General features: G+C 71.3%; 17 protein-coding genes and 2 pseudogenes. 15 read left to right on the top strand and 4 right to left on the bottom strand.

Annotated elements, in window-relative coordinates:
• Positions 1 to 29: 29 nt before the first annotated feature.
• Positions 30 to 980 carry an alpha/beta hydrolase gene (locus tag G3I60_RS07910; protein WP_164292935.1) on the bottom strand — a complete coding sequence of 317 codons (951 nt, stop codon included), beginning with the start codon at positions 978 to 980 and terminating at the stop codon, positions 30 to 32.
• Between the two features lie 390 nt (positions 981 to 1,370).
• On the opposite strand from G3I60_RS07910, the gene G3I60_RS07905 reads away from it, so the two are divergent.
• The 15 genes and pseudogenes from G3I60_RS07905 to G3I60_RS07840 all read left to right on the top strand — a co-directional run bounded on the left by G3I60_RS07905 (position 1,371) and on the right by G3I60_RS07840 (position 19,492).
• Positions 1,371 to 1,934, top strand: coding sequence for an ATP-binding protein (locus G3I60_RS07905; RefSeq protein WP_164292934.1), 564 nt, complete (start codon positions 1,371 to 1,373; stop codon positions 1,932 to 1,934).
• A 177-nt stretch (positions 1,935 to 2,111) separates the two neighbouring features.
• Positions 2,112 to 3,710: pseudogene (locus G3I60_RS07900) on the top strand (AMP-binding protein); the annotation flags it as partial.
• Positions 3,711 to 3,713: 3 nt separating this feature from the next.
• Positions 3,714 to 4,184 carry a thioesterase family protein gene (locus tag G3I60_RS45220; RefSeq protein WP_232485188.1) on the top strand — a complete coding sequence of 157 codons (471 nt, stop codon included), beginning with the start codon at positions 3,714 to 3,716 and terminating at the stop codon, positions 4,182 to 4,184.
• Between the two features lie 109 nt (positions 4,185 to 4,293).
• Entirely contained in the window at positions 4,294 to 6,714 is a 2,421-nt protein-coding gene (locus G3I60_RS07895) for a bifunctional salicylyl-CoA 5-hydroxylase/oxidoreductase (protein ID WP_164292932.1), read from the top strand.
• 64 nt (positions 6,715 to 6,778) lie between these two features.
• Positions 6,779 to 7,876 carry a carbon-nitrogen hydrolase family protein gene (locus tag G3I60_RS07890; RefSeq protein WP_164292931.1) on the top strand — a complete coding sequence of 366 codons (1,098 nt, stop codon included), beginning with the start codon at positions 6,779 to 6,781 and terminating at the stop codon, positions 7,874 to 7,876.
• On the top strand, positions 7,873 to 8,985 hold the full coding sequence (locus G3I60_RS07885; RefSeq protein ID WP_164292930.1) for a cupin domain-containing protein: 1,113 nt from the start codon (positions 7,873 to 7,875) through the stop codon (positions 8,983 to 8,985). Before G3I60_RS07890 ends, G3I60_RS07885 begins: the two co-directional genes overlap by 4 nt.
• A 414-nt stretch (positions 8,986 to 9,399) precedes the next feature.
• Positions 9,400 to 10,305 (top strand): fumarylacetoacetate hydrolase family protein, encoded by a 906-nt coding sequence (locus G3I60_RS07880; protein WP_138352513.1) that lies wholly within the window; start codon positions 9,400 to 9,402, stop codon positions 10,303 to 10,305.
• 98 nt (positions 10,306 to 10,403) lie between these two features.
• Entirely contained in the window at positions 10,404 to 11,144 is a 741-nt protein-coding gene (locus G3I60_RS07875) for an Asp/Glu racemase (protein ID WP_138352584.1), read from the top strand.
• Between the two features lie 131 nt (positions 11,145 to 11,275).
• Complete coding sequence (locus G3I60_RS07870) at positions 11,276 to 12,103, top strand: PaaX family transcriptional regulator C-terminal domain-containing protein (RefSeq protein ID WP_164292929.1); 828 nt, start codon at positions 11,276 to 11,278, stop codon at positions 12,101 to 12,103.
• A gap of 347 nt (positions 12,104 to 12,450) precedes the next feature.
• Positions 12,451 to 13,398, top strand: a complete 948-nt coding sequence (locus tag G3I60_RS07865; RefSeq protein ID WP_203672418.1) for an ABC transporter permease — start codon at positions 12,451 to 12,453, stop codon at positions 13,396 to 13,398.
• The gene (locus G3I60_RS07860; protein ID WP_164292928.1) at positions 13,395 to 15,320 is read left to right on the top strand and encodes a dipeptide/oligopeptide/nickel ABC transporter permease/ATP-binding protein; all 1,926 of its coding nucleotides are present in this window, start codon (positions 13,395 to 13,397) and stop codon (positions 15,318 to 15,320) included. The genes G3I60_RS07865 and G3I60_RS07860 overlap by 4 nt, the downstream gene beginning before the upstream one ends.
• Positions 15,317 to 16,378 carry an ABC transporter ATP-binding protein gene (locus tag G3I60_RS07855; protein ID WP_138352516.1) on the top strand — a complete coding sequence of 354 codons (1,062 nt, stop codon included), beginning with the start codon at positions 15,317 to 15,319 and terminating at the stop codon, positions 16,376 to 16,378. Before G3I60_RS07860 ends, G3I60_RS07855 begins: the two co-directional genes overlap by 4 nt.
• Positions 16,360 to 17,904 carry an ABC transporter substrate-binding protein gene (locus tag G3I60_RS07850; RefSeq protein ID WP_164292927.1) on the top strand — a complete coding sequence of 515 codons (1,545 nt, stop codon included), beginning with the start codon at positions 16,360 to 16,362 and terminating at the stop codon, positions 17,902 to 17,904. Before G3I60_RS07855 ends, G3I60_RS07850 begins: the two co-directional genes overlap by 19 nt.
• A 259-nt stretch (positions 17,905 to 18,163) precedes the next feature.
• Positions 18,164 to 18,404: pseudogene (locus G3I60_RS07845) on the top strand (ABC transporter permease); the annotation flags it as partial.
• Positions 18,405 to 18,538: 134 nt separating this feature from the next.
• Positions 18,539 to 19,492: a DUF4352 domain-containing protein gene (locus G3I60_RS07840; RefSeq protein ID WP_239069622.1), complete on the top strand. Its 954-nt coding sequence runs from the start codon at positions 18,539 to 18,541 to the stop codon at positions 19,490 to 19,492.
• A 25-nt stretch (positions 19,493 to 19,517) separates the two neighbouring features.
• Here the strand turns inward: G3I60_RS07840 and G3I60_RS07835 are convergent, their stop codons facing one another.
• The 3 genes from G3I60_RS07835 to G3I60_RS07825 all read right to left on the bottom strand — a co-directional run bounded on the left by G3I60_RS07835 (position 19,518) and on the right by G3I60_RS07825 (position 23,169).
• Positions 19,518 to 20,267: a DUF4232 domain-containing protein gene (locus tag G3I60_RS07835; RefSeq protein WP_164606969.1), complete on the bottom strand. Its 750-nt coding sequence runs from the start codon at positions 20,265 to 20,267 to the stop codon at positions 19,518 to 19,520.
• A gap of 168 nt (positions 20,268 to 20,435) precedes the next feature.
• Positions 20,436 to 21,626 (bottom strand): helix-turn-helix domain-containing protein, encoded by a 1,191-nt coding sequence (locus G3I60_RS07830; RefSeq protein WP_164292926.1) that lies wholly within the window; start codon positions 21,624 to 21,626, stop codon positions 20,436 to 20,438.
• Between the two features lie 106 nt (positions 21,627 to 21,732).
• Positions 21,733 to 23,169, bottom strand: a complete 1,437-nt coding sequence (locus G3I60_RS07825) for an MFS transporter (protein ID WP_164292925.1) — start codon at positions 23,167 to 23,169, stop codon at positions 21,733 to 21,735.
• Between the last annotated feature and the right edge of the window lie 5 nt (positions 23,170 to 23,174).

Here is a 23,174-nt window from a genome sequence, read left to right as displayed (position 1 = left end):
GCCGCCGCTCGCGGAAGCAACCGCCCGGGTCAGGGCTGGGACGGACCGTTCAACCGGCCGGCGATGAAGGCGACGCTGTCGCAGACGATCGAGACGATGTCCGGAGAGCCGAGGAAGATGTGGTCGGCGCCGTCCACCGGCGTGAGGGTGACCTCGCCGCCCGCGGTGCGCAGCTCCGCGGCGAGGAGCTCGCTCTGGCTGTAGGGCACCAGACCGTCCTTGGTCCCGTGGATCAGCAGGAAGGGCGGGGCGCCCGCGCCGACATAGGTGACGGGGCTGGCGGCCCGTGCCAGGTCGGTCCGCTCGTCCTCGGTGCCGCCGAGCAGCGCCGCGAACGGGTTGGGGTACTCGGGCGCGCCGGGCGGTGACGGCGGCATCGGGTGGGCGAGCAGCGAGGCGATCTCGTGGACCCCGTACCAGTCGACGACGGCCTGTACCGCGGTCGGCTCGCCGAGGACGCCCTCGGTGCCCTCCATCGCGCCGCCGCCGGGGCCGTCGGCCGTGGTGAGCCCGGCCAGTGCCGCCAGATGACCGCCGGCCGACTCGCCCCACACGGCGATCCGGTCGGTGTCGATGCCGAAACTGCCGGCGAAGCGGCGGATGTAGCGGATCGCCGCCTTGACGTCGTGCAGCTGCGCCGGGAACGGCGCCTCCAGGCTGTGCCGGTAGTCGATGGAGACGAGGGCGAAGCCGGCGCCGAGGACCGAGCCGTGCAGCAGCTCGACGGGCACGGTGGGCGGCGGGTAGCGCCGGTCGCCCTCCATCCAGCCTCCGCCGTGGATCCAGAGGACGACCGGCGGGGGCGTCGCGCTCGCGGGCACCTGGACGTCGAGCAACCGCGGCCGGTACCCCGGCGAGGTCGCGTAGGTGACGCCCTCGAACCGGGTCACGCCGTCGTCGCCCACCACGGGCGGCACGGGGGCCAGGAAGGGCGGCGGAGGCCACCCCAGGTCGAGTTGGGCTGGCGGTGACTGCGTCATTCCGGTCCCTTTCCATCCAGGTCGATCGACGTGTGTCCGCGGCGGCGCACGGGCCGTGTGCTCGGCGGAGACCACCGCGGACGGCCGCGCACGTCAGTGGAGGTCCACGAGGTCCACGAGGTCTATGAGGTCTATGAGGCGCACGGGAGTGCGCGGCGGTTCACGGCGTCGGTGAAATCAGACATCCTGCAACTTTTGCCCGAAATGCCTTGCGCTTGGCGCGGAGGGCTGCCTAGCATGTTACACGTGTAACAACGATCCGTACCGGCACTGACCCCAGAATTTCGGTCCAGTTGATCCGAGAGGTGGCGCAGGAGCCGGCGGAGGTTGCACGAGCGACACAGGCGTCCGTCCCCCCTCGCCTCGCCGTCCCGCCCCGGGAGTCCCGCGATGCTCACCGTCACCGCGTTCACCGTCTCCGCTCCGTCCACCCCGCCGATGCCGTCCACGTCGTCGGCCCCGCCGGTCCTGCCGGCGCCCGCCGGCGCCGGGCGGGCGCGGTCCCGCCCGTCCGCGCCGCCTCCTCCGGGCCGCGCGCTCGTCCACTGGGTGCTGTCGCCCGAGGTGGCGGCCGTCCCGCGGATCCGCCGGCGGCTGCACCGCGTCCTGCTGGACTGGCACATCCAAGCCGACGTCATCGACACCCTCCTGCTGGCCGTCACCGAACTGGCCGCCAACTCCGTGCAGCACGCCGGGCCGGCCACTGAGCGGCTGCGTGTCACCGCGGCCGTCGGTGGAGGTCGGCTGTGGCTGGACGTGAGCGACGGGGACCCGTGCCCGCCCCGGGTCGGGGCGGCCGTCGATCCGGATGCGGAGTGCGGGCGCGGTCTGCTGATGGTGGACCTGCTGGTCGACGAGGCGTGCGGCTCGGTGGAGGTGCTCCCGTACGGCGGGCGGGGCACAGGTGGTGGCGCCGGGAAAACCGTCCGGGTGCGGGTTCCCGTCGCGCGGTGACGGTCACCCGGGCCGCTCCCGGAGGCTGCCTTGGCTCGTCGCGAGGCACGCTTCCGTCACCGTCCGTGACGAAACCTGTTCTTAACGAGAATCTTTATAGCGAATCATTGACTGTCGTCATTTTGGCGAGATACTGGCTCCACTCTCCCCGCTGCCCCGAGATTGAGGTGCCGCCCCATGGAGCTCTCTCCGTCCGCGCATGCCGATACCTTCTGTCGCGACCGGCTGCCACCGTTCGCCCAGTGGCCCGAACTCAGCTTCGACCTACCGGAGTTGAAGTATCCGACCCGGCTCAACTGCGCGCAGTCGCTGCTCGACGACGCCGTCGCCCGCTGGGGTCCTGACCGGCCGTGCCTGCTCACTCCGACCGGGCGATGGACGTACGGGGACCTCCTGCGGCGCGCCAACCAGGTGGCGCAGGTGCTCACCGAGGACCTCGGCCTCCAGCCCGGAAACCGTGTGCTGCTGCGCGGCCCGAACAATCCGTGGCTGGTCGCGTCCTGGTTCGGCGTCCTGAAGGCCGGCGGCGTCGCCGTCACCACCATGCCGCTGCTGCGCGCCGCGGAACTCGCCGAACTGCACGACATCAGCCGTCCGGTCGCCGCCCTGTGCGATCACCGCTATCTCGAAGAGCTCGACGCGGCCGGTGCCGCCGGCCTGACCGTCGTCCCCTACGGCGGCACCGGACCGGACGACCTGGCGGCCCGCAGCGGGACGAAGAGCGGCTCGTTCGTGAACGTCGACACCGCCGCGGACGATGTGGCGCTGATCGCCTTCACCTCCGGCACGACGGGACGCCCCAAGGCGACCATGCACTTCCACCGGGACGTGCTCGCCAACGCCGACACGTTCTCCCGGCATGTCCTCCAGCCCCGGCAGGACGACGTGTTCACCGGAACGCCTCCGCTGGCGTTCACGTTCGGGCTGGGCGGGCTGGTGGTGTTCCCGCTGCACGTCGGCGCGGCGACCCTGCTGATCGAGCAGGCGACACCGACCCAACTCGCCGACCTGGTGGCCGAGCACGGTGTCACGGTGCTCTTCACCGCACCCACTGCCTATCGCGCGATCATGGCCGCCGGTGTCGCGGACCGGCTGGCGGGCGTCCGCCGGTGCGTCTCCGCCGGAGAGGCGCTGCCGGCGAGCGTGTGGGAGGAGTTCCGCGCCACCACCGGACTGCACATCATCGACGGCATCGGTGCGACCGAGATGCTGCACGTGTTCATCTCCGCCGCCGACGGCGACATACGCCCCGGTGCGACGGGCAAGCCGGTCCCGGGCTACCGGGCGGCCGTCGTCGACGAGACGGGGGCGGCCGTCCCCGACGGGCAGCCGGGCCTGCTCGCCGTCAAGGGCCCCACCGGCTGCCGGTACCTGTCGGACCCACGGCAGTCGGAGTACGTCAGGGACGGCTGGAACATCACCGGCGACACCTACATCCGGGACGCCGACGGCTACTTCTGGTACGTGGCCCGCAGCGACGACATGATCGTCTCGTCCGGCTACAACATCGCGGGTCCCGAGGTGGAGAAGGCGCTCGTCGTCCATCCCGACGTCGAGGAGTGCGGTGTGGTGGGAGCCCCGGACGGCAGGCGCGGCATGGTCGTCACGGCCTATGTCGTCCTGCGGGCCGGGGTCGAGGCCGGCGCGGACACCGTCAAGGCGCTGCAGGACCACGTCAAGCGGACCATCGCGCCCTACAAGTACCCCCGCGCCATCGAGTTCGTCACCGCGCTGCCGCGCACCAGCAACGGGAAGCTGCGCCGCGGTGAGCTGCGCAGGATGGCGGTGGACGGTGCGACGGGCGGCGAGGCGTCGCTGCCCAGCGTGACCGTCGAACGGCGGGTCGAGTGGCCGGACACGGACGCGGCCGGGCACTACCACCACTCCACGGTGGTGCGCTGGGTCGAGGCGGCCGAAGCGGTCCTGCTGCGCAGGCTCGGCCTCGGCCATCTCTTCGGCAGCATCCCCCGGGTCCACTTCGAGGCGGACTACCGGGAGCGGCTGTGGTTCGGGCAGGCCGTCCGCACCGAGCTGCGGATCACCAAGGTGGGCACCAGTTCGCTGCATTACGCCTTCACCGTGCGCGGTGAGAGCGAGGACGGGGCGGCGGACGGGGACGGGGTCGCCGCCACCGGGCGTATGACGATCGTCCACTCCGCCGCGCGCGCCAAGGGCTCCGAGCCCTGGCCCGACGACGTCCGCCGGCTGCTGTCGACGGCGGGCGCACAGGCTCCCGAGCTGTTCGCCTGACCGGCGCGAGCCGGGCGGGACCGCATCCGGTCCCGCCCCGCCATGTTGCAATATTGACGATCGCAGAAAATGCGGCATATCTTATGTCGCAGAACCACGAGGAGGACCCGTGCGCGTAGCAGTCATCGGAGGAGGGCCCGGCGGGCTGTACTTCGCAGCCCTGGCCAAGCAGCTCTCACCGCGATGGGACGTCACCGTCTGGGAGCGCAACGCCGCTGACGACACGTTCGGCTTCGGGGTCGTGTTCTCGGACGAGACGCTCGACGGCATCGCGCAGGCCGACCCCGAGGTCTACGCCGCCATGTCGGAGGAGTTCGCCCGCTGGAGCGACATCGACGTCTGTTACGGCGGCCAGGTCCTCACCTCCGGCGGCCACGGCTTCGCCGCCCTGGGACGCAAGCGGCTGCTGCAGATCCTGCAGCAGCGCTGCGCCGCCCTGGGGGTCGACGTCCGGTACAGCACCCAGGCGCCGCCGGCGGCGGAACTCGCCGCGGAGTACGACCTCGTGGTGGCCTCCGACGGGGTGCGGTCGGCGACCCGGGAGCACTTCGCCGACCGCTTCGGGCCGGATCTCGACGAGCGCGGGTCCCGCTACATGTGGCTGGGCACCGACCGGGTCTTCGAGGCGTTCACCTTCATCGTCGCCGAGGCGGACTTCGGCACCCTGCAGGTCCATGCCTATCCCTTCGACGGGAAGCGCAGCACCTTCATCGTCGAGATCGACGAGGCGGCCTGGCGGCGCGCGGGCTTCGACACGTTCGCGGCCCGTGACCTGCCGCCCGGCACCAGCGACGAGGAGAGCATCCGGCTCTGCGAGGATCTCCTCGCGGACCACCTCGACGGGCACCGGCTCATACCCAACAACTCCAAGTGGCTGCGGTTCACGACCGTGCGCAACCGGTCCTGGCAGCACGGCAACGTCGTGCTGCTGGGGGACGCGGCGCACACCGCGCACTTCTCGATCGGCTCCGGCACCAAGCTGGCGATGGAGGACGCGCTCGCCCTCGCCGCCTGTCTGCAGGAGCACCCGGACGTTCCCGCGGCGCTGAGCGCCTACGAGGCGGAGCGCAGGCCGGTGGTCGAATCCACCCAGCGCGCGGCCCAGGCCAGCCTGGAGTGGTTCGAGAACGTCGGCCGGTACACCGGCCAGGACCCGCACCAGTTCGCGTTCAACCTGCTCACCCGCAGCCGCCGCGTCACCTACGACAACCTCCGGGTGCGGGACGGGGAGTTCACCGCGGCGGTCGACTCCTGGCTCGCCGAGGCGGAGGAACCGCTGACCGCGGCGGTGCGGCCGGCGGCGGTGGCCGTGCCGCCGATGTTCCGGCCGTTCCGGCTCGGCGGACTGCACCTGCGCAACCGGGTGGTCGTGCCGCCCACGGCGCTGTACACCGCACGCGACGGTGTGCCGGGGGACTTCGACCTCGTGCACCTGAGCACCCGGGCACTCGGCGGCTCGGCGCTGGTCTTCGCGGGGATGACGGCCGTCAGCCCGCAGGGGCGCGCCACCCCCGGCTGCCCGGGGCTGTACACCGACGGGCAGGAGACCGCCTGGCGGCGGATCACCGACTTCGTCCACCAGCAGTCGGACACCTGCCTGGGCATCCAGCTCACCCACGCCGGACGCCGCGCCGCGACCACCACGCCCCGCTCCGACGGCAGTTCCGGCCCGCTCGGTGACGACGGCTGGCCGACCATCGCCGCCTCGGCCCTGCCCTGGAACGAGGCGGACCCGGTGCCGCGCGAGGCCACCCGCACGGACATGGACGAGATCGCCCGGGACTTCACCGCCGCCGCGGAACGCGCCCACCGGGCCGGATTCGACGTCCTGGAGCTGCAGTACGGCCACGGCCATCTGATGTCCGGCTTCCTCTCCCCGCTGACCAACCTCCGCACCGACGCCTACGGCGGCACGCTGGAGGGACGGCTGCGCTTCCCCCTGGAGGTGCTGCGGGCGGTGCGCGCCGTATGGCCGGCGGGGAAGGCGCTGGTGATCCGGATCTCCGCGGCCGACTGGGCCGAGGGCGGCACCAGCGAAGCCGACGTGGTGGAGATCTGCCGCGCCCTCGCGGACGCCGGGGCGGACGCGCTCGACGTCTCCACCGGTGAGGTCGTCGCCCATGAGCGGCCGCGCTACGGGCGCAGCTACCAGACGCCGTTCGCCGACCTGGTGCGCAACGCCACCGGGATCCCGACCATCGCCGTGGGCGCCATCTCCACCTACGACGACGTCAACTCGATCATCCTGGCGGGCCGCGCCGACCTGTGCGCCGTCGGCCGGGCCCAGCTCCACGACCCGCTGTGGACCCTGCACGCCGCCGCGGCCCAGGACTACACCGGGCCGGGAGCGACCTGGCCGCACTCCTGGAAGGCGGGCAGCGGAAAGCCGCCCGGCGCCCGCACCGACCGGGTGCCGCCCCGGCTCCAGCTGCTGCGCGAACCGCCCGTGCCCGTACACCAGCGCTGGCTTCCGCACCCGGCGGCGGGGCTGCCGGACGCGGACCTGTCCGGCGCGACGAGCGGCCGCTGACCGTGCCGACCACCGACCGGGCGCCGTTGACCGGGCCCACCACCGCAGAAGCAAGGAGGACCGGATGCTGAACCTGCCCCGCTTCACCGCCGCCGCGGTCCAGGCGTCACCGGTGTACCTGGACGCCGGCGCGACCGTCGACAAAGCGATCGCCCTCATCGGGGAGGCGGCCGGCAACGGCGCCTCGCTGATCGTCTTCCCCGAGGTCTTCATCCCCGGATACCCGTACTGGAACTGGACGATGAACCCGGTCCAGGGCTCCCCGTGGTTCGAGCGCCTCTACCGCTCGTCGGTCGACATCCCGGGACCGGAGGTGGACGCGCTGCGCGCCGCCGCCCGCCAGTACGGCGTCGTCCTCGTCATCGGCGTCAACGAGCGCGGCGCGCACAGCCTCGGCGTCCTGTACAACACGATGCTGACCATCGGCACCGAGGGCGAACTGCTGGGCGTGCACCGCAAATTGGTGCCGACGTGGGCGGAGAAGCTGACCTGGACCGGCGGCGACGGCAGCTCCCTGCAGGTGCACCGGACCCCGATCGGCCCGCTCGGCGTCCTGGCCTGCGGCGAGAACACCAACACGCTGGCCCGCTTCACGCTGCTGGCGCAGGGCGAACTCGTCCACGCCTCCAGCTACATCGCCCTGCCGGTGGCCCCCGAGGACTACGACATGGCGGACGCCATCGCGGTCCGCACCGCCGCGCACTCCTTCGAGGGCAAGGTCTTCTCGGTCGTGGCCTGCTCCACGATCTCCCCGGAGATCGTGGACACCATCGCCGGCGACGACCAGGAGGTGCGCCGGATGCTCGCCCGCCCCCGCAGCGCGCTGTCCGGGATCTTCGGCCCGGACGGCCGCCCGGTCACCGAACCGCTGATCGACGACGAGGGCATCGTCTACGCCGAGATCGACCTCGGCAAGTGCATCCAGCCCAAGCAGATGCACGACATCACCGGCCACTACAACCGCTTCGACGTCTTCCAGCTCCACGTCGACAACCGTCCACGCCAACCGGTGACCTTCGCGACCGACCCCGCGCCGGCGGCTCCCGCCCCGGACGTCAAAGCCAGCACGGACAAGGACCTCAAGGACCTCAAGGACCTCAAGGACGTCAAGGACCTCAACGACCGCCGCAACGGTCTCAAGGACCTCAAGGAGGAGATATGACCGCCGAGAACGACGACACCATGCTGGGACGCGCCCGCGTGTCCGACACCCCCGAGCTGACGGCGTACTACGGCGAGCTCGCCGGCCTCGAGGCCGGCGCCCTGTGGACCGTCGCCAACGAGATCGAACCCTGGTTCCCGCAGCCGAAGTCCGTGCCCGTCCTGTGGCGTTACGAGGAACTGCGGCCGCTGGTCCACAAGGCGCTCGACCTCGTCAAGGCCGACGACGCCGGCAGGCGGGTCGTCATGCTCGTCAACCCCGGCCGCAAGGACGTCAGCGCCGCCGCGGGACTGCTCTACACCGGACTGCAGATCATGGGCCCCGGCGAGGCGATGACCGCCCACCGGCACCAGGCCGCCGCACTGCGCTTCGTCCAGGAGAGCACCGGTGCCTGGACGATCGTGGACGGGCAGAAGCTGAAGGTCGGCGCCCGCGACTTCGCCATCACCCCCAACGGCACCTGGCACGAGCACGGCAACGACTCCGACGACGCCCCCGTCATCTGGCAGGACGGCCTGGACATCCCCCTGGTCAACTCCCTGGACGCGGGCTTCTACGAGGTCCACCCCGACCTCTACCAGACGCCCGGAAAGGTGATCAACTCCTCCGTTCTCACCTACGGCGGCAATCTCCTGCCCTACGGCGTGGAGAAGTGGACGCGGCCGTACTCTCCGCTGCTGGCCTATCCCTGGGAGCCGACCTACGCGGCGCTGCGCGACCTGGCGAAGACCACGGACGGCTCCCCGTACGACGGCGTGATCATGGAGTACACCAACCCGCTCACCGGCGGATCCGTGATGCCCACGATGAGCGCCCACATGCAGCTGCTGCGCCCCGGCCAGGCGACCCGCGCCCACCGGCACACCGGATCCGTCATCTACACGGCCGCCAAGGGCCACGGTGTCTCGGTGATCGCCGGGCAGCGGTTCGCGTGGAAGCAGGGCGACATCTTCTGCGTGCCGTCCTGGGCCTGGCACGAGCACGAGAACCTCGACCGGTCCGAGGACGCCTGCCTGTTCTCGTTCAACGACTTCCCGGTGATGCGCTCGCTCGGCTTCTTCCGTGAAGAGGCGTACACCGCGAACGACGGGCACCAGCCCGTCATTTAGGGCGTGTTGCGAAAGTCCCGCCTGGCCCACGACGCCTGGCACGCGCCCTCGCTGCGTTGTCGGGCTCGTCCAAGTACCCCAGTACGAGGACGACCCTCCGCCTTGCGAGCGCACGCACCAGACGCCGTGGGCCACGCCCTCCGGGCGAACGGCGCTCCTTTCGCAACACGCCCTAGGCCAACCCGTGACCCGGCCGGCCCGTCACCCGACGGGCCCGCCACCCAAGACGGCCCGCGCCGCCGGATCCGCCGGCCCTGACACCGGCTCCGGCGCCGGAGCCTCCGGGGACACTCCTGTCGCGCCGACACCGTCCCCGGCCAGGACCGGCGGTGTCCTCCTGATGGGGACACCGCCGGTTCACCCCCGGCCCTCCCGACCCCGACGTACCCCGTCCCACCCTCGCAAGGAGCAGCCATGCGCCTGATCACGTACACCCACAACGACGCGCCCGACCGCCTGGGCGCCCAGCTCGACGACCGGGTGGTCGACCTCGCCGCGCTGGCCGGGCACGCCGGGACCGAGCTCCCGGCCGACCTGCTCTCCTTCATCCGGTCGGGATCCGCCGCTCTGGACGCGGCCCGCGAGCTGCTGAGCGGCGACCCGGCCGGCTGGCCGGCCGGCGTCGTGCACCGCCTCGCCGATGTCGAACTCCGCGCGCCGCTGCGGCCGGGCAAGGTCGTCGGCGTCGGTCTGAACTACGTCGAGCACGTCGCGGAGTCCAGCCGCACGCTGGACACCGCGAAGGAACTGCCCGACCGGCCCGTGCTGTTCGGCAAGCCCGCCACCGCGATCACCGGCCCCGGCCGGCCGATCCTGCACAACGCGGACCTGACGACACAGCTGGACTGGGAGTGCGAACTCGCCGTCGTCATCGGCCGTACGGCCTTCCGTGTCTCGGAGGCGGACGCCTGGGACCACATCTTCGGCTACAGCATCATCAACGACATCAGCGCCCGCGACCAGCGCCGCTCCGGCCAGTGGTTCTTCTCCAAGGGCCAGGACTCCTACGCGCCGTTCGGCCCGGCCGTGGTCACCGCCGACGCGGTGGGGGACCCGATGGCGCTGGACCTGTCGCTGCGGGTCAACGACGTGATCAAGCAGAAGTCGAACACCCGGCACATGCTCTTCCCGATCGCCCGGCTCATCGCGGACATCACCTCGGGCATGACCCTGGAACCCGGTGACGTCATCGCGACCGGCTCCCCGTCGGGCGTCGGCGCCGGCATGGTCCCGCCGGAGTTCCTGCAGCCCGGCGACCTGGTCGAAGCCACGATCGAGGGCATCGGCACGCTGTCGAACCCGGTGATCGACGCCCGCTGACCCACCGTCATCAGCCAACCCCCGCACCGAAGGAGCGCACCGCCTTGTCCCACCGCAGCTACCGGATCGGCCAGATCGTGCCGAGTTCGAACGTCACGATGGAAACCGAAGTGCCCGCCATCCTGCGCGCCCGGGAGACCATCGCACCGGAACGGTTCACCTTCCACTCCAGCCGGATGCGGATGACCCACGTCACGCCGGAACAGCTCAGGGCCATGGACGCCGACTCCGACCGGTGCGCCCTGGAGCTCTCCGACGCCCGGGTGGACGTGCTCGGTTACGCCTGCCTGGTGGCGATCATGAGCATGGGTCTGGGCTACCACCGCGTCTCCGAGAGCCGGCTGCACGCGCGCACCGCCGAGAACGGCGGAGCGGCCCCGGTGGTCACCAGCGCCGGCGCCCTCGTGCACGGGCTGCGCACCCTCGGCGCCAAGAAGATCGCGCTCGTCGCCCCCTATATGCGCCCGCTCACGCAGACCGTCGTCGACTACCTCACCCATGAGGGTTTCGAGGTGCTCGACTACGAGGCGCTGGAGATCCCCGACAACCTCGACGTCGCGGCCCACGACCCGGCCCTGCTGCCGGACATCGCGCGGGCGCTGGACTACGAGGAGGCCGACGCCGTCGTGCTCTCCGCGTGCGTGCAGATGCCCTCGCTGGGCGCCATCGACCAGGCCGAGCAGCTGCTCGGCAAGCCCGTGGTGTCCGCGGCGGTGTGCACCGCCCACCAGCTGCTCCGCGCGCTGGACCTGCCGGCGGTCGCGCCCGGAGCGGGACATCTGCTGTCCGGCGGCTACGCCGAGGTGCCCATCCTCGGGCAGGAGGTGGCCGCCGGGTGACCACCGGGGGATACCGCCGGGTGCCCGCCGGCCCGCTTCCCGGACCGGCCGGGCCGGCCCGCCGTGCCCTGGGGACGGGCCGAGGGCGTACGTCTCGGTAGGATCGCCTCCGCACACGACGGAAGGCGATCATGTCGGACAGCTCGACCCGGCCCAGCTCCCTGATCAACACGGTCTACGGGGCCTTCGTCCGGCATCTCGGCGGATGGATCTCCATCGCCGACCTGATCGTCCTGATGGCGGAACTGGACGTGGACGGCCCCGCGGTGCGGTCGGCGATCTCCCGGCTCAAGAAGCGGGGCATTCTCGAACCCGAGCGGCAGGGGGCGACCGGGTACCGGCTCAGCCCCGCCGTGCACGCGATCTTCGACGAGGGCGACCGGCGGATCTTCGGCAGCCTGGAACCGGCGAACCTCAGCGACGGCTGGGTGATGGCCGTCTTCTCCGTGCCCGAGTCCGAGCGCGCCCACCGTTACCAGCTGCGCACCCGGCTGACCTGGCTGGGCTTCGGGAACACCGCGGCCGGCGTGTGGCTGGCGCCCGGCCGGCTGCTGGAGGACGCGCGCAACACGCTCGAACGCCTCGGGCTGAGCGACTACGTCCATCTCTTCACGGCCGACTACGCCGCGTTCAGCGATCTGCGGACCGCCGTCAGCTCCTGGTGGGACTTCCCGGCCATCGAGGCGCAGTACGAGGCGTTCACCGGGACGTACGCGCCCATCGCGGCCCGGCTGGCGGAGCAGTCCGCCATCGAACCCACCGAGGCCTTCCGCGCCTATGTGCCGATGCTGACGCAGTGGCGCCGGCTGCCGTACCTCGACCCCGGCCTGCCCGCCGAGCTGCTTCCCGGTGACTGGAACGCGGTGGAGGCCCGCCGGGTCTTCCAGCAGCTGCACGAGCTGCTCGCCGAGCCGAGCCTTCGCCATGTGCGCAAGGTGACGGGCTCCGAAGCGCCGTAGACCGGGCTTCCCCCGGGGTGAAATCCCCGCCAATCCACCCTCAGGTATCACGTGTAACCCGCCATCTTGAGTAGTGCGGTGCAGTCTATTGACACGTGTAAATTTCGTATGTTCTTCTTCTGGCTGTAGCTAAATCAGCTCGATAATCTTCGCTGGAGCCGCGCAAGCGGCCATGCCCGCCGCGTAGTCGCACCGCCTGTGGCGGTGGCCCGGCCGGGGGATTCGGCGTAACCCGCCACCGCCCTCCGTTCCGCGACCCGGCATCCAGGATCTCTCTCGCCATCGCCGCCGAGGCGCCCTCAGCGCTCCCCAGATCCTCCCTTCGTACAACTTCCGATGAGGTGAGCATGGCAATATTCCGGCTGGTGATCCGGCGGCTGCTGTCGTCGACTCCGCTGCTGTTCATGGTCTCGGCCCTGACGTTCGTGCTGGTGTCACTGGTGCCGGGGGACCCGGCCCGGACGATCGTCGGGCAGCACGCGACCGAGGAGCAGTACCGGACCGTCCGCGGCCAACTGGGCCTGGACGAACCGCTGCCGGTGCAGTACTGGCACTGGCTGGTGCGGGTGTTCCACGGCGACCTCGGCTCCTCGCTGTTCAGCGGTGAGCCGGTCACGTCGGTGCTGAACAACCGGCTGCCGGTATCGATATCGCTGATCGTCGCGGGCACCGTGGTGTCCGGGATCCTGGGCGTGGCGCTGGGCCTGCTGAGCGCGCGGCGCGGCGGTTTCCTCGTCAGGATCGTGGACGGGCTGTCGCTGATCGGCCTGGCCGTCCCGGCGTTCTGGCTCGCGCTGGTCCTGATCGCGGTGCTGGCGGTGCAGTTGCGCTGGTTCCCGGTGACGGGCTACGTACCGTTCGCCGACGACCCGGCGCAGTGGGCGCGTTCGCTGGTGCTGCCGGTCATGTCGCTGTCGGTGGGCGCGGTGGCGATCATCGCCAAGCAGACCCGTGACTCGGTGCTGGACACCTCCACCCGCGACTTCATCCGGGTGATGCAGGCCAACGGCTTCTCACCGCGCTCGATCCTCTACCGGCACGTGCTGCGCAACGCCGCGCTGCCGGTGGTGACCGTCCTGGGCGTGGTGCTGGTCAGCCTGCTCTCCGCCGCTGTCTTCGTCGAGACGGTGTTCGCCATGCCCGGCCTCGGCAGCCTGACGCAACAGGCCACCATCCAGCACGACATCCCCCTCATCCAAGGAGCCGTCTTGTACATCACGGTGCTGGTGGTCCTGGTCAACCTGCTGGTGGACCTGGCGTACGGCCGTCTCGACCCGCGGGTGCGTGCCGCATGAGCACCGCCGCGAAGAGACCGGGTCTGCTCGCCCGGGTCGTGCGCCGCCCGTCGGGCGCGGCCGCCATCGGCTGGCTGGTGCTGCTGACCGCGGCCACCGCCGGAGCCTCGTTCACCGCCCCGCGCGGGCCGCTGGAGCAGGACCTCGGACACGTGCTGGCCGGCCCCTCGGGCGGCCATCTGCTCGGCACCGACAACCTGGGCCGGGACCTGCTGAGCCGGCTGCTGTTCGGCGGCCGCTCCACGCTGCTGGCGGTGGCCGAGTCGCTGCTGGTCTACCTGGTGATCGGCACCGTCCTGGGGCTGGCCTCGGGGTATCTCGGCGGCTGGGTGGACTGGCTGGTCACCCGTACCGCGGACCTGATGTTCGCGCTCCCGGGCATCATCATCGTGCTCGTCGTCCTGTCGGTGTTCCCCGGCAATCTGCACGCCGCGATGATCACCTTCGGGGTGCTCGGCAGTCCGGGCCTGATCCGGATCCTGCGGTCACAGACCCTCGGCATCCGCGAGGAGTTGTACGTCGCCGCGGCGAAGGTCGCGGGGCTGACGCGCTCCCAGATCCTGCGCCGGCACGTGCTGCCGCGGATGACCAGCATGGTCATCGTCCAGGCGGCGCTGTTCTCCGCGATCGTCGTCACCATCCAGGCGGGGCTGGGGTTTCTTGGCCTCGGGGCGCAGCCGCCCGACCCGTCGTGGGGCGGTCTGGTCGCGGACGCGTCCCAGAACATCGACCGTGATCCCTGGATGCTGGTCCCCGCGGGCATTCCGCTGGTCATCACCGTGATCGCGCTGGGTCTGCTGGGCGACGCGATCCGCGACGCGGCCATCGAGGGCTGGTCGGTCTCCAAGATGGCGGCACCGCCGGGCCGCACGGTGCCGGCGCCGAGGTCCGCCGAGGGCGCCGTGGCCCCGGTGGAGGGCTCGATTGAACCGGACGCGCGGGCGCTGCTGTCGGTGCGGAACCTGTCGGTCGAGATCGGCGGCATCCCCGTCGTCCAGGGAGTGTCCTTCGACGTCATGGCGGGCGAAACACTCGGCGTCGTCGGTGAGTCCGGGTGCGGCAAGTCGGTGACGGCGCTGGGCGTGCTGGGCCTTGTGCCCGGCGGCGGCCGGGTCGCCGGCGGCCAGGTGGTGTTCGACGGGGTCGACCTGGCCGGCTCCCCGGCCGAGCTGGCCCGGGTCCGTGGCTCCGGGATCGCCTATGTGTCCCAGGAACCGATGGTGGCCCTCGACCCGACCTTCCCGGTCGGCCGCCAACTCGCCGAGGCCGTACGGCGGCACAGCCACGCGGACCGGCGGACGACCCGCGCCGCGGCCCACCGCCGGGTGATCGAGCTGCTGACCATGGTGAACATCCCCGACCCGGAGGCGGTGGCCGGCCGTTACCCGCACCAGCTGTCCGGCGGGATGGCCCAGCGTGTCGCCATCGCGCTCGCCCTGGCGGGCGACCCGAAGTTGCTGATCGCCGACGAGCCGACCACCGCGCTGGACGTGACCGTCCAGGCCGAGATCCTGACGCTGCTGCGCGGGCTGCAGGCAGAGACGGGGATGGCCGTGCTCATCGTCACCCACGACTGGGGGGTGGTGGCGGACCTCTGCCACCGGTCGGTCGTGATGTACGCGGGGCAGGTCGTGGAGCAGGCGGACGTCGAGTCGATGTTCACCCTGCCGCTGCATCCGTACACCGCGGGCCTGCTGGCGGCCAACCCGCACCTGGCCGGCGGCGGAGAGCCGCTGCCGACGATCCCCGGCACTGTGCCTGCCCCCCGCGACTGGCCGCAGGGCTGCCGGTTCGCCGCCCGGTGCTCGCGCGTCACCGACGCGTGCGCGGCGACACCGGTCGCCCTCACCCGGCCCGTACCCGACCGCCTCACGCGGTGCGTCCATTCCCAGCAGCTCCTCGTGGAGGGCACCCCCAGATGACTCCGCAGACCATCCTCGACATCCAGGACCTGACCGTCGAGTTCCGCCAGGGCCGGCGTACCGCGCCGTTCCGTGCCGTGGACTCGGTGTCCCTGACCATCGCGGCGGGGGAGACCGTCGGCCTGGTCGGCGAGTCCGGCTCGGGCAAGTCGACCATCGGCCGGGCCGTGCTCGGTCTCAACCCCGTCCGCTCGGGCCGGATCCACTTCGAGGGCGCCGACATCACCAGCGCCCGGCCGGGTGTCCGGCGGGAGCTCAGCGCCCGGCTGCAAGTGGTCTTCCAGGACCCGTACTCATCGCTCAATCCGGCCCGCACCATCGGCCGGACGCTCGCCGAACCGCTGCTGGTGCACCGGAAGATCGGTGCGGCGGAGACCGCCGAGCGGGTCACGGAGATGCTGGCGCGGGTCGGGATGCCCGCCGACACCGCGAACCGGTACCCCGGGCAGTTCTCCGGCGGGCAGCGGCAGCGGATCGCCATCGCCCGCGCGCTGATGCTCTCACCACGCCTGGTGATCTGCGACGAACCGGTCAGCGCACTCGACCTGTCCATCCAGGCCCAGGTGATGAACCTGCTGGCCGACCTGCAGAGCGAGCTCTCCCTCAGCTATCTGTTCATCGCCCACGACCTCCCCGTCGTCCGGCACCTCTCGCACCGCATCGTCGTCCTGTACCGCGGCCAGGTCATGGAGTCCGGGCCCGCCGACGACGTCTACGCCGATCCCGTGCACCCCTACACCCAGGCGCTGCTCGCCGCGGTCCCCGAACCCGATCCCCGGGTGCAACGGGCCCGCAGGGCCGACAAGGAGGCGGCCGGCGCCACGGTCCTGTCCACCCAGCCGCCCGCGGCCACCGGCTGTGCCTTCGCGCACCGCTGCCCGCACGCGATCGACATCTGCCACAGCCTGCGCCCCGAGCTGCTGCCCGTCCCCGGCGGCGAAGCGTCGGGCGGCGGGCGGACCGCCGCCTGCCATCGCGCCGCGGACCTGCATCCGCTGACCGTTCCAGCACATTCAGGAATCACAGGAGAGGAAGTGCCGTGTTCAGGCAACGAATGATCAGCGGGCTGGCGACCTTGGTGGTGCTCGCCGCCGCGGCCACCGCGTGCGGCGGGTCGTCGAAGGAATCCGGCGGCCAGGGCGACACCCTGACCGTCATCTCCCCGAGCGCCCCGGCAAGCCTCGACCCGGCGAAGGCCAACGTCGGTTCCGACAACTGGTTCGTCAACCTGGCCTACGACACCGTTCTGCGGCAGGGGCAGGACGGGAAGACCGGTCCCGCGCTCGCCACCAAGTGGGGGTACGTCGGCACCGGCAACCGGGAGTTCGAGTTCACCCTGCGCGACGGGGTGAAGTTCGCCGACGGCACGGCCATGACCGCCCAGACCGTCGCGGCGTCACTGAACTACACCCGCAAGAACGGGCTCAACGTCTCCTGGACCTCGGCGATCGACTCCGTCACCGCCACCGGTCCGCTCACCGTGCGGATCCACTGCTCCAGCCCGCACCCCAACGTGCCGCAGCTGCTCAACCAGATCCTGCTCGTCGGCTCGGTGATCAGCCCGGCGGGCCTGGCCGACGCCAAGAAGATGGGCACCCAGTCCTTCGGCGCGGGCCCGTACGTTCTGGACACGGCGCACACGGCCACCGGCGACCACTACACCTACACCCCCAACCCCAACTACTGGGACAAGACGAAGATCCACTGGAAGAAGGTGATCATCAAGATCGTCGCCAACCCCAACTCGGCCCTCCAGGCCGTGAAGACCGGGCAGGCCGACATCCTGGGCATCACAGCCAACCAGGTCGACACCGCCACCTCGGGCGGCCTGAGCGTGATCCGCTCGCCCAACGCCTTCCTCGGCATCGACCTCGTCGACCGGGACGGGGTCCTCGCCAAGCCCCTCAAGGACGTCCGGGTCCGCCAAGCCCTCAACTACGGCGTCGACCGCGAGAGCATCACCAAGGCTCTCTTCCAGCAGTACGGCCACGCCACCGACCAGATATCCCTCCCCGGCCTGGACGGTTTCGCCGCCGACTACGACAACCACTACTCCTACGATCCGGCGAAGGCCAAGCAGTTGCTCGCCGCGGCGGGATACCCGAACGGGTTCGCGCTGCACATGGAGACCCAGAACTTCTTCGGCATCGACCTGGTCACCCAGGCCGTCGTCCAGCAGTGGAAGCAGATCGGCGTCACCACCACCGTCACCACGGACACCAGCATCGGCCAGTGGCTGGGCAACGCCACGTCGAAGAAGTTCCCCGCGCTCGGGTTCGGTTACGGCGGCGCCTCCACCTACACGCTGTCGCTGGACTGGATGCTGCCGCACCCGACCGCGTTCAACCCGTTCGCCTCGCAGGACCCCGCACTGACCGCCATGCTGGCCACCGCCGCGGCCGCCCCCCAGGAGCAGCAGCCGGCGCTCTACCAGAACGTCATGCGCCGGGTCGTCGACCAGGCGTGGTTCGTCTCGGTGCTGCGGACCGACGGGATCTACGCCTTCAACAGCCGCAAGCTGAAGGGGTTCGCGGTGGCACCCAGTTACCTTCCCGACCTCGCCTGGGCCACCGCACCGAAGTAGTACCCGTCCCTGCCGCCTCACGCTTTCCGCCTCGCGCCTTCCGCCTCGCGCCTTCCGTCTCCCGCCCGCCCGCCCGCCCCGTTCCGGCCGGCGGGAGGCGGGAGGCGCGCTTCGCCATGGGGCCCTCGGGCGGCTCGCACCTGATCGTCCCTGATCAGTTCCCGCTCCCGTGCGCAGGTCGGCGCAGCGTGGCCGTCCGGTGACCGAGAGGTAGGCGACAACCCTTAGGGCGGGCTGGACGGCCCGGCGGCCCGCCGCGACCGGCGGCATCCCGTACATCGGCTACCTGGTGCCCGGCATCATCGCCCAGTCCGCGATGTTCATCGCGATCTTCTACGGGATCATGATCATCTGGGAACGCGACGCCGGGATCCTCACCAAACTGCTGGTGACCCCGACACCGCGATCCGCCCTGATCGCCGGCAAGGCGTTCCGCGGCCGGGGTGAAGGCGCTGATCCAGGCGGTCGTGGTGATCGTCATCGCGGCCCTGGGCATCGCGGCGGCCTCGTCCCTCCTGGGCCGCCTGGCCCGCTGACCGGGAGCACCGACGCGCGGGGGTACGGCGAGGAACCTATGGTGAGATAGGGAACCAAAAGCGGACGATGTGCAGACGCTTCCCAGGAGGCGATGACCATGCATCGCGCTCAATGGCTGTGTGCGTCGTCCCTCTTCGCCGTGGTGCTCGCCACCGTCGCCGTCGGCTGCTCCTCCCCGACGGTCACCACGTCCCCCGCGTCCGTGCGGCCTTCCACGTCCGGATCGTCCGTCCCGGGTCCCACCGCGTCACCGACCGGTGCGGGGCAGCAGGAGGCACAGATCGGCGACACCCTGGATCTGGTGGGTACCGGTGACGGTGAGCGCATGGCCGTCACGGTCACGCGGGTCGTGGATCCCGCGGGCGCCGGCGTCTTCGGTCCGGACGCGGGAAACCGCTTCGTGGCCGTGCAGTTCCGGCTGCGGGACACCGGGACGGCCGTGTACGCGGATTCCCCCACCAACGGGGCGCAGGTGATCGACACCCAGGGCCAGGCCTTCAACTCCACGATCGCCGACACGAATGCGGGGCCCAGCTTCCCCGGCAGTGTCCGGATCACCCCGGGGGACACGGCGCTGGGCTTCATCACGTTCGAAGTGCCGAAGGCCTCCGTGATCGCCAAAGTGCAGTTCACCCTGAATTCCGGCTTCGCCGCCAACACCGGCCAGTGGACCGTGCAGGGCGTGGAGAAGGGCTCGCCGACCACGGGCACCGCCCCGGTGCCCCAGCCGACCGTCTCCACGGCACCCGCGCCCACGTCCGCCGCCGGGGCGACGAGTCCCCGCCAGGTCGTCGAGAACTACTACGCCGCCATCAACGCCCACGCCTATCTCACGGCATGGAACCTGGGCGGCAAGAACCTCAACGGGTCCATGCAGGGCTTCGTGGCCGGCTTCGCCGGTACCGCCCACGACACGGTGACGGTGACGGATGTCCAGGGCGACACCGTGAGCGTCGTTCTCGACGCCACACAGACGGACGGCAGCCACCGCGTCTTCTCCGGGACCTACACGGTCCGTGACGGCATGATCGTCAGCGCGGACATCCACTGAGACACCACCATCGTCCATGGGTCGGTCAGGAGCCCACGGGGTTCACGAAGGTGCCGGGGTGGGTGGCGCCGTCCTGGCGGACGATCGAGCCGCCCCAGGGCCACTTCAGCGCGAACTGGGTCTTCTCGTCCGGCGGCGTGATGCGGACCAGGGCGGGCTCGAAGGCCTCGGCGGCGGGGGCGGTGGTGGGGAGGAGAGTGATGGAGAAGTTCGTGGTGTCCGAGGGCTTGAGCAGGATCTTGGTGGGCGTCGTCGAGGCGCGGATCAGCGACCAGGTGCCGTCCGTCGCGCGGTTGCCGACGATGTCGACGCCGGGGAAGCCGATGAGCGAACAGGTGTGGCGGCTGATGTTGGTGAAGAAGACGGAGGCCCGGGTCTGGCCGGTCGAGGCCATGTCCGGGGCCGCGCCGCCGCCGGCGGCGAAGCCCGCCTTGAGGTCGCCGGTGTGGCAGCGGGCGATGGACGCGAGATCGACGACCGTGGACGTGCCGGAGGTGGACGTATCGGCGTTCGACGGGCCGTCATCGGACGACGCGGATCCGCCGGTCGTATCGTTTCCGCTGTTCTTGGCACCGTCGGTCACGCCGCCGCTGCCGGCGGTGGGTGTCGCCTTCGGAACGCCCGTGGTGGGGGCGGGGGCCGGGGTGGTCGGCGCGGGGTTGGGGCGTCCGCTGGATCGCGCGCCGTCCGCCGAGGTCTGGCACGCGACGGCGCCGGTGCTCAGGGCAGCGATGGCGAGTATCACAGCCGCGTGGCGGGGCAGGCGATTCAGCATGGCGGTCATGGGTACCGGACTCTCTGCGTGCGGCGGCGCGACGATCTCTGTGCGTTCACGCGCGGAACGCGGGCCGCGGTTCCCGCGGACTGCCACCGGCCGGGTCGGTCAGGGCCGCGGGGTCCGCCGGAAGGTGCCGCTCCGCACCGGACCGGCGACAGGGAGCGCTCAGCGCAGCTGCTGGACGCGCAGGGCCAGTTCCATCTCGAAGCGGGCGTCGGGGTCCTGGAGCCGGTCGCCGAACAGTTCGTCGAGCTGGCGCAGCCGGTAGCGGACGGTCTGCGGGTGGATGCCGAGCCGGCCCGCCACCTCGTTGGCGTTGCGGCTGCACTGCAGCCAGCAGAGCAGCGTGTCGGCGAGGCGGGCCCGGTACGGCGGGCGCATCCGTTCCAGCGGGCCGAGATGGCGCTCGGCGAGGGCGTCCACCAGGGCCTCGTCCTGGAAGAGCAGCATGGTGGCGAGGTTCTCGGAACAGCGCACGACCTCGCCGCCCGGCAGCACATCGCGCCGGGCGAGGGTCAGCGCGTCCATCGCCCAGCGCAGCGACCGGGCGCCTTCGGTCAGTTGGACGGTGGGGCCAAGGGCGGCGCGGTGGCCCTGCAGCGCCGAGTCGACGGCGCGGGTCCGGCCCGGTCCGCCCGGGTCGGGGACGATGATGCACCCGGGCCGCTGGTCGAAGCGGGCCAGGAAGCCGGGCGGCAGGATCGGGTAGAGGGTCTCGCGTTCCCAGTGGTGGTCCACGACGACCACGGCGAGGGAGGTGGGGACCGGCCAGTGGGCGGCGTGGGCGAGATCGCGGATGGCCTCCTCGGTGGGGGGCCGCTCGGCGATCAGCATGTCGAACAGCCGCAGCCGCCGGCGTTGCAGCTCACCCGCCAGATGTAACTGGGCCTCGGCGTACCCGGCGGAGGTGGCCGTGGCGATCTCGTCGATATGGACCAGCGCGGCCTCGCCCAGCAGGCCGAGGACCTCACGCGGCAGGACGTCGGCGTCGGCGAGGGAGACGATGCGGCGCCAGGAGATCCGGGCGCCGATGCGGAGCGCGCCCTGGAAGGAGTCGAGGCTGCGGCCCTCCCGGGCTTCGCCGCGGCCGATACCGCGGTAGATGCCGATGACCTCCTGTGCGCTGATGCCCGGGGTGGAGAGGCGGTCCAGCAGGAGGTTCAGACCCAATTCCACGCCGGTGTGGATGGTTTTCGTGTAGGTGTCGTTCGTCGGGCGGTCGTACTCGGGAATCTCGGCCTGGATGGCTGCGACCACCTCCTTCCGGATAGCGTCGAGGAAGGGCCGGAGATGGTGGGCGAGCTCCGGGGGGATCCGGCTGAACGGCTCATCTGCCAGTTCTTGGGTCTGTCGCACCGTGGCGGAGTTCCTTCCGCTTATTGGTTCGATTGCTTGCGACGGTACTCCCCGGAAGCAGCTGCCCGCCACGGTGCCTGACGGAGCATCAGATTACGATGCGTTGTCACTTGAGTGACAACGAGTTCCCGACGGCGCGGCCCTCCGGCACAGCCGGTGCCCGGTGGCGGAGGGCGAGGAACGTCACCAGGGCGCCGCACAGCACACAACCGGCCGCGAGTCGCAGGCCGGACGCATAGCCGTCGAGGAACGCGGTACGCGGATCGGAACCGGCGGCGAGTTCCGCGCTCCGGGTGTGCGTCAGGACGACGCCGACCAGGGCGATACCGAAGACCCCGGAGATCTCCCGGGCCGCGCTGACCACCCCGGACGCCATGCCGTTGCGGGATGCCGGCACCGAGGCGAGGGAGCGGACCGTCAGCGGCGTGGTGAGCGCGGAGCCCGCGCCGATCAGCAACAGGCCCGGCTGCAGACCGAGATAGCTCGTCCGCAGACCGGTCGCGGACACCTGCACCAGCCCCCACGCCACCAGCACCAGCCCGGCCGCGATCACCCGGTGCGCGCCCCAGGCCGCGCAGAGCCGCTCCGCGAACGGCGTCAGCGCCAGCAGCGCGAGCGCCAGCGGCAGAAAGGCGAGACCGGCCTTGGTCGCGGAGAATCCGAGCACCTGCTGCAGATACAGCGTGGTGAAGAAGAACACGCCGTTGACGCCGATGCCCCAGAGCACCTGCGCGGCCGTACCGCCGCTGAGGAGGCGGTCACGGAAGAGGCCCAGTTCGAGCAGCGGCGCCGCCCTGCGGATCTCCAGAGCCACGAACAACCGGCCCGCCAGCGCCGCCGCGAACAGACACTGGGGCACCGGCCAGCGGGTGAAGCCGTGCGCCCCGCCCTCCAGCAGTCCGTAGGCCAGCAGATACAGCGCCGCACTCGACAACACGACCCCGGACACGTCGAGTCGGCGCAGCGCGGACGGACCCGGGCGGCGTACGGCCGGGGGCACCGCGCCGGCCAGCAGCAGTCCGAGGACGCCGAAGGGCACGTTCAGGAAGAACACCCACCGCCAGCCCCACCGCTCGGTGATGAAACCGCCGAGCACCGGCCCCAGGGCCAGCGCGACCGCCAGCGCCCCGGTCCACAGCCCGACCGCGAGCGAGCGGCGCGCCGCGGGCAGTTGGCCGGTGATCACCGCCAGTGTCGCGGGGATGACCAGCGCGGCCCCGGCGCCCTGCACGGTCCTGGCCGCGATCAGCGTCGGGCCGTTCGCCGCGAGACCGCCCGCCACGGAGGCGGCCGTGAAGACCGTCAGCCCCGCGATCAGCACCGGGCGGCAGGACAGCAGGTCGGCGAGCCGGCCGCCGGCCAGCAGCAGCGCGCCGAAGCTCAGGACGTAACTGGTGCCCACCCACTCCAGATCCGGCAGGTCGAGACCCAACGCCCGTTGCACGGAGGGCAACGCGACGTTGACGACGGTGTTGTCCAGCGTCGTGATGAACCCGGTCACCGCGATCCCCAGCATGATCGGCAGCGTCCTGACCCGGTCCACCGGCG

It is taken from the genome of Streptomyces sp. SID13666, assembly GCF_010548325.1.
Lineage (GTDB): Bacteria > Actinomycetota > Actinomycetes > Streptomycetales > Streptomycetaceae > Actinacidiphila > Actinacidiphila fildesensis.
Note: the sequence above shows the minus strand (reverse complement) of the source record. Positions and strands in the feature narration are given on the sequence as shown.

Excerpts from the sequence above, each read along its gene's own strand:
- G3I60_RS07880 (WP_138352513.1), top strand. The coding sequence starts at position 9,400 with ATGCGCCTGATCACGTACACCCACAACGACGCGCCCGACCGCCTGGGC.
- G3I60_RS07870 (WP_164292929.1), top strand. The coding sequence starts at position 11,276 with ATGTCGGACAGCTCGACCCGGCCCAGCTCCCTGATCAACACGGTCTAC.
- G3I60_RS07835 (WP_164606969.1), bottom strand. The coding sequence starts at position 20,267 with ATGCTGAATCGCCTGCCCCGCCACGCGGCTGTGATACTCGCCATCGCT.
- G3I60_RS07865 (WP_203672418.1), top strand. The coding sequence starts at position 12,451 with ATGGCAATATTCCGGCTGGTGATCCGGCGGCTGCTGTCGTCGACTCCG.
- G3I60_RS07840 (WP_239069622.1), top strand. The coding sequence starts at position 18,539 with ATGCATCGCGCTCAATGGCTGTGTGCGTCGTCCCTCTTCGCCGTGGTG.
- G3I60_RS07905 (WP_164292934.1), top strand. The coding sequence starts at position 1,371 with ATGCTCACCGTCACCGCGTTCACCGTCTCCGCTCCGTCCACCCCGCCG.
- G3I60_RS45220 (WP_232485188.1), top strand. The coding sequence starts at position 3,714 with ATGGCGGTGGACGGTGCGACGGGCGGCGAGGCGTCGCTGCCCAGCGTG.
- G3I60_RS07885 (WP_164292930.1), top strand. The coding sequence starts at position 7,873 with ATGACCGCCGAGAACGACGACACCATGCTGGGACGCGCCCGCGTGTCC.
- G3I60_RS07855 (WP_138352516.1), top strand. The coding sequence starts at position 15,317 with ATGACTCCGCAGACCATCCTCGACATCCAGGACCTGACCGTCGAGTTC.
- G3I60_RS07890 (WP_164292931.1), top strand. The coding sequence starts at position 6,779 with ATGCTGAACCTGCCCCGCTTCACCGCCGCCGCGGTCCAGGCGTCACCG.
- G3I60_RS07875 (WP_138352584.1), top strand. The coding sequence starts at position 10,404 with ATGGAAACCGAAGTGCCCGCCATCCTGCGCGCCCGGGAGACCATCGCA.
- G3I60_RS07910 (WP_164292935.1), bottom strand. The coding sequence starts at position 980 with ATGACGCAGTCACCGCCAGCCCAACTCGACCTGGGGTGGCCTCCGCCG.
- G3I60_RS07860 (WP_164292928.1), top strand. The coding sequence starts at position 13,395 with ATGAGCACCGCCGCGAAGAGACCGGGTCTGCTCGCCCGGGTCGTGCGC.